Source organism: Azospirillum sp. B506, assembly GCF_000333595.1.
Lineage (GTDB): Bacteria > Pseudomonadota > Alphaproteobacteria > Azospirillales > Azospirillaceae > Azospirillum.
This window is the reverse complement of record NZ_BADK01000601.1, coordinates 1-2,450: the sequence shown is the minus strand read 5'-3', so window position 1 is coordinate 2,450 and position 2,450 is coordinate 1. Positions and strand designations below refer to the sequence as shown.

At 66.4% G+C, this 2,450-nt stretch carries 4 protein-coding genes; 3 read left to right on the top strand and 1 reads right to left on the bottom strand.

The window, feature by feature from the left end; genetic code table 11:
- On the top strand, positions 1-627 hold a 627-nt coding region (locus I71_RS17520), incomplete at its 5' end, for a lipid A deacylase LpxR family protein (protein WP_280109892.1).
- Positions 628-634: 7 nt separating this feature from the next.
- Here I71_RS17520 and I71_RS17515 read toward each other — a convergent pair.
- Positions 635-1,279, bottom strand: a complete 645-nt coding sequence (locus I71_RS17515; protein WP_049976175.1) for a DUF4337 domain-containing protein — start codon at positions 1,277-1,279, stop codon at positions 635-637.
- Between the two features lie 219 nt (positions 1,280-1,498).
- Between I71_RS17515 and I71_RS17510 the strand changes: the two genes are divergently transcribed.
- Positions 1,499-2,065 carry a septation protein A gene (locus I71_RS17510; RefSeq protein WP_083897226.1) on the top strand — a complete coding sequence of 189 codons (567 nt, stop codon included), beginning with the start codon at positions 1,499-1,501 and terminating at the stop codon, positions 2,063-2,065.
- A gap of 120 nt (positions 2,066-2,185) precedes the next feature.
- A partial coding sequence (locus I71_RS17505) for a twin-arginine translocase TatA/TatE family subunit (RefSeq protein ID WP_042696124.1) occupies positions 2,186-2,450 on the top strand: 265 nt, incomplete at its 3' end.

Sequence of the window (2,450 nt, the reverse complement as noted above, 5' to 3'; positions counted from 1 at the left end):
GGTGACGGTGGACAGGAACCCTTCCTTCAGCCGGTCCAGTTCGGTCAGCCGTTCGTTGGCCGCGCGCAGCGCGTCGGTCGCGCGTTCCAGTTCCGTCGTCTTGCCGAAGGCTGGAACTACCAGTTGCATGACGAGCCGGGCGTGGTGCTGAGCTATGAGCATGTCTGGCGGGACGAGAAGCCCAACAGCCTCGGCCCGCTGGAATGGGACCTCAGCCCCCATGTCGCCGGTAGCGTCGGCAATGTGCTGACCTTCGCCGCGGCGGGGGCCACCGTCCGGTTGGGCGGCAACATGCCGCCGCCGGTGGGCGCGCTGGTGACCCGCCCGACCGCCAGCATCCCCTATCAGGACAATCCCTATTCGGAGCGGCCGGGGCGCTTTTCCTGGTACGTATACGCCAGCGCCGAGGGGCGGGCGGTGGCGCGCAACATCTTCCTGGACGGCAACAGCTTCCGCGACAGCCGGTCGGTCGCCAAGCATCCACTGGTCGGCAGCATGCAGGCCGGCCTGACGCTGCGCTACGGCCGCTATGGCCTGACCTATGCCCAGACCCTGCAGACGCCGGAATTCCAAGGCCAGAAATCGCTGACCAACTATGGGTCCCTGCGCCTGTCGGTCCAGTTCTGACCCGTCATTAAAGGAAAGGCAAAGGCAGGATCAGGGTGAAGCCGTCCACTGCCATCAGCACGCCGGCCGCCGCCAGCCCGCGGCTGGCCCACAGGATGAAACCGCGGTTGGTGATGGCGAAGACCGACGCCAGCACGATGGCCAGCTGAAGCATCCCCTCGGCGAAGTCGAAATAGGGGTCCTGGGCCGCGGCATGGTCGCGCCGCACCTCCGCCGCCTTGGCCTTCGCCAAAAGGTCCTTGCGGCTGTTCTTGCCCTCGTCGGCTTCCATCCGGTCGGCCGACTGGCGGTATTCGGCGGAGCGCTGCATGGCCTTGGCCTGGGCGTCCGCTGGCATGCCGGCGGACAGCAGTTCAAGTTCGTCGGCGGCAAGACGCAGGCTGATCTGGCGCTGGGTCTTGGACTGGTAATAGGCGAAGCTGTCCGACGCCTCGATGGCGCTGGCCATCAGCTCCTTGCCGGCGTTGGAACCGGCAACGCTGACGATGGCCAGCACCGCCGCCAGGACGGAGATGTAGATGGCGGTGGACATCTTCACCCCGTGCCCGCCCTCCTCCGAATCTTCGGAATGGTGATGCCCGGCAGGACGGTGCTTGGCCCGTTCCCGCTCGTGGGCCTCGTCGATCAGGTCCTTCACTTCGGCGGCTTCCATGGTCCCCTGCCCTTCGTCCGGTCCTCGCCGTTCGGCGGATGGCGAAAGAGTTAGCGAAACACGCGACACGAGAAAAGCCCGGTCGCGCCCCGATGCCGGTTCCCGAGCGATGTCACCGCCGCCTGCCCCGTATCGAAGGGTGGGGTAGCGCTCCCGAATGTCTCTTGCATCAACATTCGCCCCTTTCATGGCCGGCCGGTTCGGGCTATGTCAAGGACCATGAACCAGTTCGCACGCTTGGCGATCGAGGCCGGCCCGCTCGCCGCCTTCTTCGTTGCCAACTCCCAGGCCGGTATCATGACCGGCACCGCGGTCTTCATGGTCGCCATCACCATCGCGCTCGCGGTGTCCTGGCGGCTTGAACGGCGCATCCCGATCATGCCGGTGGTCGGCGCCGGCTTCGTGCTGTTGTTCGGCGGCCTGACGCTGTGGCTGCAGGACGACCTGTTCATCAAGATCAAGCCGACCCTGGTCAACCTGCTGTTCGCCATCGTGCTGTTCGTCGCCCATGCGACGCGCCGCAACGTGATGAAGCGCCTGCTGGGCACCGTGCTGAACCTGTCGGAGGACGGCTGGCGCACTCTGGGAATCCGCTGGGCCTGGTTCTTCCTGCTGCTGGCCGTGCTGAACGAGGTGGTGTGGCGGAACTTCACCACCGACATGTGGGTCAACTTCAAGGTCTTCGGCATCATGCCGCTCACCCTGCTGTTCAGCGCCTTCCAGGCCCCGCTGATCCTGCGCCACCAGCTGCCGGAGGAACCGGCGGAGAGCGGCCCGGCGGCCTGACCGGGCCGTCTTTATCACGGGGTTCCTGGCGGCTCCCTCTTGTGCGGCGCGGAAGGGGCACTCACATTGGTGGCGACCGCGACGACGTCCGCTCCGACCGTTTTTCAGAGGTATTGATCGATGGGCAGTTTCAGCATCTGGCACTGGTTGATCGTTCTGGTCATCGTGCTTCTCCTGTTCGGCGCCGGCAAGCTGCCCAATGTGATGGGCGACATCGCCAAGGGCGTGAAGGCCTTCAAGGCCGGACTGAGGGACGAGGACGAGGCCCAGCCGCCCGGCACGACCGCCGCCCAAATGCCGCCCCAGCAACGCCCGCCGCGATCAACCCGGCCCCCCTTCAGCGGGGGGCCCCCACCGCCGCGACTGCGGCAACGGCCAAGGGGGC